This window comes from Methanosarcina sp. 1.H.A.2.2, assembly GCF_000979975.1.
GTDB lineage: Archaea > Halobacteriota > Methanosarcinia > Methanosarcinales > Methanosarcinaceae > Methanosarcina.
The window spans coordinates 57,583-64,332 of record NZ_JJQL01000053.1; the positions used below are offsets into that span (position 1 = coordinate 57,583).

Annotated in this window: 5 protein-coding genes; all 5 read left to right on the top strand. The window is 46.8% G+C overall.

Annotation, left to right across the window (positions count from 1 at the left end):
• Positions 1-6: 6 nt before the first annotated feature.
• Positions 7-1,530, top strand: a complete 1,524-nt coding sequence (locus EO93_RS07950) for a M20 family peptidase (RefSeq protein WP_052735412.1) — start codon at positions 7-9, stop codon at positions 1,528-1,530.
• A gap of 347 nt (positions 1,531-1,877) precedes the next feature.
• Positions 1,878-3,173: a threonine/serine exporter ThrE family protein gene (locus EO93_RS07955; RefSeq protein WP_048161908.1), complete on the top strand. Its 1,296-nt coding sequence runs from the start codon at positions 1,878-1,880 to the stop codon at positions 3,171-3,173.
• Between the two features lie 56 nt (positions 3,174-3,229).
• The gene (locus EO93_RS18440) at positions 3,230-3,361 is read left to right on the top strand and encodes a hypothetical protein (RefSeq protein WP_255350205.1); all 132 of its coding nucleotides are present in this window, start codon (positions 3,230-3,232) and stop codon (positions 3,359-3,361) included.
• Between the two features lie 164 nt (positions 3,362-3,525).
• A complete protein-coding gene (locus tag EO93_RS07960; RefSeq protein WP_048161909.1) occupies positions 3,526-4,404 on the top strand; it encodes a metallophosphoesterase in 879 nt (292 codons plus the stop codon).
• Between the two features lie 233 nt (positions 4,405-4,637).
• The gene (lysS, locus tag EO93_RS07965) at positions 4,638-6,173 is read left to right on the top strand and encodes a lysine--tRNA ligase (RefSeq protein ID WP_048161912.1); all 1,536 of its coding nucleotides are present in this window, start codon (positions 4,638-4,640) and stop codon (positions 6,171-6,173) included.
• Positions 6,174-6,750 lie beyond the last annotated feature (577 nt).

Below are 6,750 nucleotides of genomic sequence, written 5' to 3' on the forward strand. Positions count from 1 at the left end.
AATTGCATGGTTACCGAGAGAGAATTTGATTCGTTGCAGATGATAGATGTCGCTGTGGTGGAGGTGCCGGTGGATGAGGATGTAGCTGCCAGGCGGCTTTCCAAAGCCATCACCTTCCCTACCATCTCCAATCAGGACCGCAGTGACTTTGATGAGAAAGCGTTCAATGATTTTCATCAATACCTGGTGGACACCTATCCGCTCATCCACAAGACCCTGAAACGGGAGATCCTCGGCGATCCCCGCAGGTTCAGCCTGTTCTACACCTGGAGTGGCAAGAATCCTTCCCTGCCTCCAATAGTTTTGATGGGGCACCAGGATGTGGTGCCGGTGGTCCCTGGCACCGAACAGCAGTGGGAACATGAAGCCTTTTCAGGAGACATCGCTGATGGCTATATCTGGGGCCGTGGCTCGCTCGATGACAAGATCATGATCCTTGCCATCCTGGAAGCCGTCGAGATGCACCTCAAGCAGGGCTTCCAGCCAAAGCGCACCATCCATCTGGTCTTCGGACAGGACGAGGAGGTGATGGGTCCTGAAGGCGTGAAGCAGATAGTGAAAGAGCTGAAATCTCGAGGTATCAATGAGGTCGCACTGGTTCTGGATGAGGGTCTGCCGCTGACCGCCGGTCTGTTCCCCGGTATCGCCGCTCCAATCGCCCTGATCGGCACAGCGGAAAAGGGTTACACCACCCTGCAGTTGAAGGTAGCAGGCCCCGGCGGGCACTCGGCTATGCCTCCAAAGAACTCCAACATCGGCATTCTGGCTCAGGCGATCACCAAACTCGAGGCCAACCCATTCCCTTACCGGATCACACAGCCCGTGCGGGACCAGATGCGTTTCCTGGGGCCGGAACTCCCAGAGAAGTTCCACGAGGTTCTGGAAGATATTGCTTTTGGCAGCGAGCCCGAAATGGAAGAGACTACAGAGCAAGAACGTGCCCTGGAGTATACGGAAAACCCCACAGTGGGATGGCAAGCCCGGAACACCAGCGAGGACCAGTTCCTCAAATACATGCTCACCGGCCCTCAAACCACGGCTATGCTCCATACCACCACGGCGGTTACGATGGTCAACGGCGGCGTCAAGGAAAACGTCATGCCTCCAATTGCCACCGCGGTTGTGAATTTCCGGATTTTGCAGGGCGAAACCGTGCAGTCAGTTTTGGAGCAGGTGAGGAAGATAGTAAATGACAACCGGGTGGAGGTAACGGAACTTTCAGACTCCATCGATCCGTCTCCGGTGTCGGACCCCTGTGGCAAGGAGTACAGGGCGATTGAGAAGTCGATCCGCCAGACCTGGGGCACGCCCGACCTGGTAGTGTCCCCGTATCTCGTCATCGGCGGAGCTGATGCCAAGTACTTCGCTGCCTCTATCGCCAGGAACGTGTACCGCTTCACCGCCGTGCGTGTCGAATCAGCGGCAGACGCCGCACGCTGGCACGGCGTCAACGAGCGGGTGCTGGTCAGGGAGTTTGCCAAATCTATCGGCTTTTTCCACCAGTTAATCACCAATGTCGAAGAGCTTTGATTTTCGACAACGAGGTCCAGAAATGCAAGGAGAGTAAACCATGAATATCACCACGATGAGGGTTTAGAAGTGGAGCAGTGCCACTGATATCGGCGACGGAAACACGGCGAAGATGATGTCATGAACGGTTAGGAGGTCAGTCAGGCTGACCCGGTAGATTCAGCTGGTCTGATTTCGAACGCATGATGATAAGGGAATGCAAATGGGGAATGCGGTACACACCGAAAATTCAAAGTGCATAAATTCAAGAAAACAGATTCTTTAATAACATTCTCTCCAGGTATAATCCTTTTTCAAAAACAATTTTATTTATAGGGGCAGTATAAGTTCAGGGAGTTACTGGTTAAATGGTCCCACATACTGATTCATCTCACACAAACCCTTTGAATATTTCAGATGAGAGTGGTTTACCTCCACATCTTCTGAAATTTCTCACCGAGATATCCCGGGCTCTGACTGCTGCAGGAATCGCGGTGATGTCCATAGAATCAATTTTAAAAAAAATATGCCAGGCTTATGGTGTCAAAGCTGAAGAGGTTATTAATTTACCTACTTTTTTACTCATAAAGATTGCAGATGGAGATTCAAAGGCTCTGGAAGTCACCCTGCAGAAACCCGGAGTACTTCCTTTAGACCAGGTTTCAAGATTATATGAGTTGATCTACCAGGCAGAAAATGCTGAAATAACACCTGAACAGGGAATAAGGCGTATTAATGAAATCCTTAATGTTAAACGCCAGCATAACTATATTAAAAATATTTTAGGCTATGCACTGTTTTCCACAGGCCTGGGAACACTCTTTTTGCCAACCCTTAATGGGTTATTTTTTTGTGGGGCATTAGGGGCCGTAGTGGGACTTATATTAGCTTATTCTCAGGATAAACCAAAATTTACTCTGATTCTGCCTGTTCTAACGGCTTTTATTGTTTCCACGATATTCTCTTTCGGGTTTAAACAGGGAATTGTAAACGGGTCCCTAACTATAATGGTCCCAGCACTTGCCTACTTCATCCCCGGAGCAGTTCTGTCCACCGGAATGTTCGAACTGGCAGCAAACAATGTGGTATCCGGTGCAACCCGCCTGGTTCAGGGGGTTGTAATACTGCTACTTCTCTTATTTGGAGTGATAGTAGGCCTTCAGGTTGCAGGACTGTCCGGGGTCCACATAGTAGCTGATACGGCAACTCCTCTAAATTGGTGGGCTCCCTATATCGGAGTTCTTGTTTTCACCCTCGGGATGTATCTTTTGATGTCTATCAGAAACAAGGATATGGTAGGGGTTTTAATTGTATTGTTTGCCACTTTCCTGGGACAGCAAGCCGGGAACTACCTTTTAGGAGGACTTCTCGGGGCTTTCACAGGCTCCATCATCATGACCATGCTGGGAACTTTTCTGGAGCGATCCAGGCTTAGAACGCCGTATTATGTGTCTATAATACCTGCATTCTGGATCCTGGTTCCCGGAGCACTTGGATTTATCAGCTTAGCTGCACTGGTGGAGAACTATTCACCTTCCATTTCCAGTCTGATCCAGGTAGCTCTGACCTTTGTGGGGATCTCCACGGGGCTGTTAATCGGTGCTGTGATTGTTGATCCTTTAAAAATAGGGTCGTATCCTCAGGTTATTGAACAGGAACTCTAAAAATTAAAAATTCCTTTAAAATCACATGTAATCAGTTATTCCTTCTGCCATTAGATATGCTAGTCCATAATGAAAAGAAGAACGGTGTCAATGTGTTCTTATTTGTATACATCTATGTAAATGCACATGAACCCATGACAGGAAAAATAAGATTCACCAAAGGTCAGACCAGAGAAAAGTGCGGATGAAATCTAGGAACATGCATATATGATTTGCCAGTGCCCGATCATTTAAATATCGTAAACTACATATTGCTGCGGGCCTGAAAAGTTATGCTCTCTTTTCAAGAACAGCTTACCTTTTAGAAAAAATAATTTCTTCAAATCCTAAAAAATGATTTTTTCCGCCGATTATGCCTCCTGAAATAACCCCAATCCTCAACGAGCCAGCCCTCACCGTCACGAACACGGAAACCTCACTGGTAATTGCCGACATCCACCTCGGGATCGAGTGGGACCTCTACAGGAGCGGGATCAATTTGCCAAGCCGGATAAAAGACCGGCTGGACCGGGTTCTTGGCTATATACAAACATGTTCTCCTGATCGGATAGTGCTCCCTGGGGATGTGAAGCATAATGTTCCTCAGATCTCCTGGCAGGAGAAGGATGAGATCCCTCATTTTCTTGAAACGCTTGCAGAACATGCGCATGTGGATATTTTTCCGGGCAACCATGACGGAGGAATTGAATCTCTTTTTAGCGGACAGAAGGATATTAAGGTCCATTCGGTACGTGGCGCGGTTATTGATGGAGTGGGGTATTTCCACGGGCATACCTGGCCTGCACCTGAACTTCTGGCTGCATCCCACGTAATTACTGCCCATAACCACCCCACAGTCCGTTTTACCGATGCCTTTGGTTATTCTATAGTTGAACCTGCCTGGATCAGGACAAAATTCAATGTTGAAACCCTGAAAGCTCGTTTCGGAAACCTTGATTTTGAAAACAGGAGAGATTGGGCAGACCCTGAGGTCTTTATCATGCCCGCTTTTAATGAGCTCTGCGGGGGCGTCCCCTTTAATGAGTCAACACAGGAAGACCTTCTGGGTCCGATTTTTTCTTCAGGGGGGATTGAACTTGAGGATGCCGAAATATATCTGCTGGACGGGACAAGGCTCGGGCTGCTTAAAAATATCCGCAAATTGCAGCATACCAGAGTCCGAGTCAGGAAGGAAGGTCGGAAACGCAAAAATTCCGGTATTTCCGGTACTTCCGAAACCTCCGGTAAGTAATATTAATGTGAACAGACCACAGGCAGATGCTAATAACCAGGGCAGTCTTCTAAACTGTTGAAAACGTTTGACTCTTTTTTCTTAACGTTTATATAAAATGCAGGGATGTATGTTAAAATATATCCGGAATAAGGCTAACAGGTAGAATAAGCAGTCTTCAGTTTCCGGATTGGCTTAAGTTTAATTTACTGATCGATTTACTTACATTCACCTGAAGAGGATGTACTGATTCAATGACTATGGAAATTAACAACACGGACCTGTCTGAAGAAATGCCCCTGTCTGATGAAACTGATTTATCGGGCTCCAGGGCTTTTGACGACTCTAAAATTGTAAAATTAAACGGTATCATAAGCCAGGGGCTCAACCCCTATCCCTATAAGTTCGAAAAGAACGGGGATATCTGCGATATCCTGAAAAAGTTCGAGGACTTTGAACAGAACGAGGGCTTATCTGTCAGGACTGCAGGAAGGCTCTATAACATCAGAAAGCACGGTAAAATGATATTTGCCGACCTTGGGGACCAGACCGGCAGGATTCAGGTGCTTGTAAGGAAAGGAAACCTTCCGGACGAAGAGTTCGAGACTTTTAAGAACCTTGTGGACTCCGGAGATATCATAGGGGTTCAGGGTGAAATTTTCAAGACAAAGAGAGGAGAAGATTCCATCAGTGTGTCCGAATTTGTCCTGCTTTCCAAGTCCCTGTGCGCCCTCCCCGAAAAATTCCACGGCTTAAAAGATGTCGAGACCAGGTACAGGAAAAGGTACCTTGACCTCATAGTCAACGCCGAAAAGAGAGAAATTTTCGTCATGAGGAGCAAACTCATCTCCGAGATCAGAAGGTTCCTTGCCGAAAGGGAATTTCTCGAGTTTGAAACCCCTGTGCTCCAGACTGTATATGGAGGCGCAAACGCAAGGCCTTTCACGACTTTCCACAACTGTCTCGGGCAGAACCTCTTTTTGAGAATTGCCCCTGAACTCTACCTCAAGAGGCTTGTTGTTGGCGGGTATGAGAAGGTCTTTGAGATTGCCAAAAACTTCAGAAACGAAGACATTGACACGACCCACAACCCTGAGTTTACGATGATCGAGGTCTACGAGGCCTACCGGGACTATAATGACATGATGGACTTAACTGAAGGTATGGTCTCGGAACTCGTGTTCAAGTTGACAGGCAGCTATGAGGTGCAGATGGGTGAAAACACGATCAACCTCCGTTCTCCATGGAGGAGGCTTTCCATGGAAGACGCCTTAAAAGAATATGCCGGACTTGATGTCTTTGCCCACTCTATTGAAGAGCTGAAGAAAATCGCCATTGAGAACAGGATTGAAGATTACGAAAAGGCAAAGAGCCACGGTGAATTCCTTGCTCTGCTTTTTGAAGGTCTGGTAGAGGACAAGCTGATAAACCCGACTTTCATATACGATTTCCCTGTAGAAAACTCCCCTCTTGCCAAAAATCACAGGGAGAAAGCAGGTTTTGTCGAGCGCTTCGAGCTTTTCCTCAACGGCTGGGAACTGGCAAACGGCTATTCCGAATTAAACGACCCGCTTGAACAGGAGAAGAGGTTCGAAGATCAGGACAAGAAAAGGAAGCTGGGAGACCTTGAAGCCCAGACCATCGATTACGACTTCATAACAGCCCTTGGATACGGCTTGCCCCCAACCGGCGGCATGGGGCTCGGAATCGACCGCCTTACCATGATCCTCGCGGGCCTCGAATCCATCAAGGAAGTAATCCTTTTCCCGCAGATGAAAAGGGAAGACTGATTGATTTCAGACTTCATTTTGTTCTGCAGGTTCGAGTTTGTCCTGCCAAGCAGACAGACCAGTCGGGGAGCAAATCCCCTTCTTTTTTATTTCGGAGAAGCCTGAACGGCATCTTCCTCGGGCAGCATAGAACTTGATTCGGCTGAAGTCTACCTGCCGGATGGAACGAAATTAGGGAAAGTAAAGAATCTCAGGAAGCTGGACCATATCCGACTAAGGCTGAAAATGGGGTAGACCTCAAAAAGGCCCAAATAAAGTTCATGTTTGAATGGGAAGTTGTGAACACTTTTGTATTGTTATTGGCCTTATTATCCATGGTTATATTATCTTTAATTATATTCTCCCCATAGATGCCATCTTCAACAACACTTCTTTATAATTAAATGTAATATGTTACTATGCAGTATCAAATTTTTCTATTGGATAAGCTACTCATAATTTAAACCGGAGTTTATACTTTATGATTAAAAGTGATATCATTCGGCTTATTTTTCATAGGGTCTAACGAATTTTAATTATTTGTCACCAAATCTTACTCATATTACATACTGTCTCTTATACACATCTGACGCTGCCG

Excerpts from the sequence above, each read along its gene's own strand:
- lysS (WP_048161912.1), top strand. The coding sequence starts at position 4,638 with ATGACTATGGAAATTAACAACACGGACCTGTCTGAAGAAATGCCCCTG.
- EO93_RS18440 (WP_255350205.1), top strand. The coding sequence starts at position 3,230 with ATGCTAGTCCATAATGAAAAGAAGAACGGTGTCAATGTGTTCTTATTT.
- EO93_RS07950 (WP_052735412.1), top strand. The coding sequence starts at position 7 with ATGGTTACCGAGAGAGAATTTGATTCGTTGCAGATGATAGATGTCGCT.
- EO93_RS07960 (WP_048161909.1), top strand. The coding sequence starts at position 3,526 with ATGCCTCCTGAAATAACCCCAATCCTCAACGAGCCAGCCCTCACCGTC.
- EO93_RS07955 (WP_048161908.1), top strand. The coding sequence starts at position 1,878 with ATGGTCCCACATACTGATTCATCTCACACAAACCCTTTGAATATTTCA.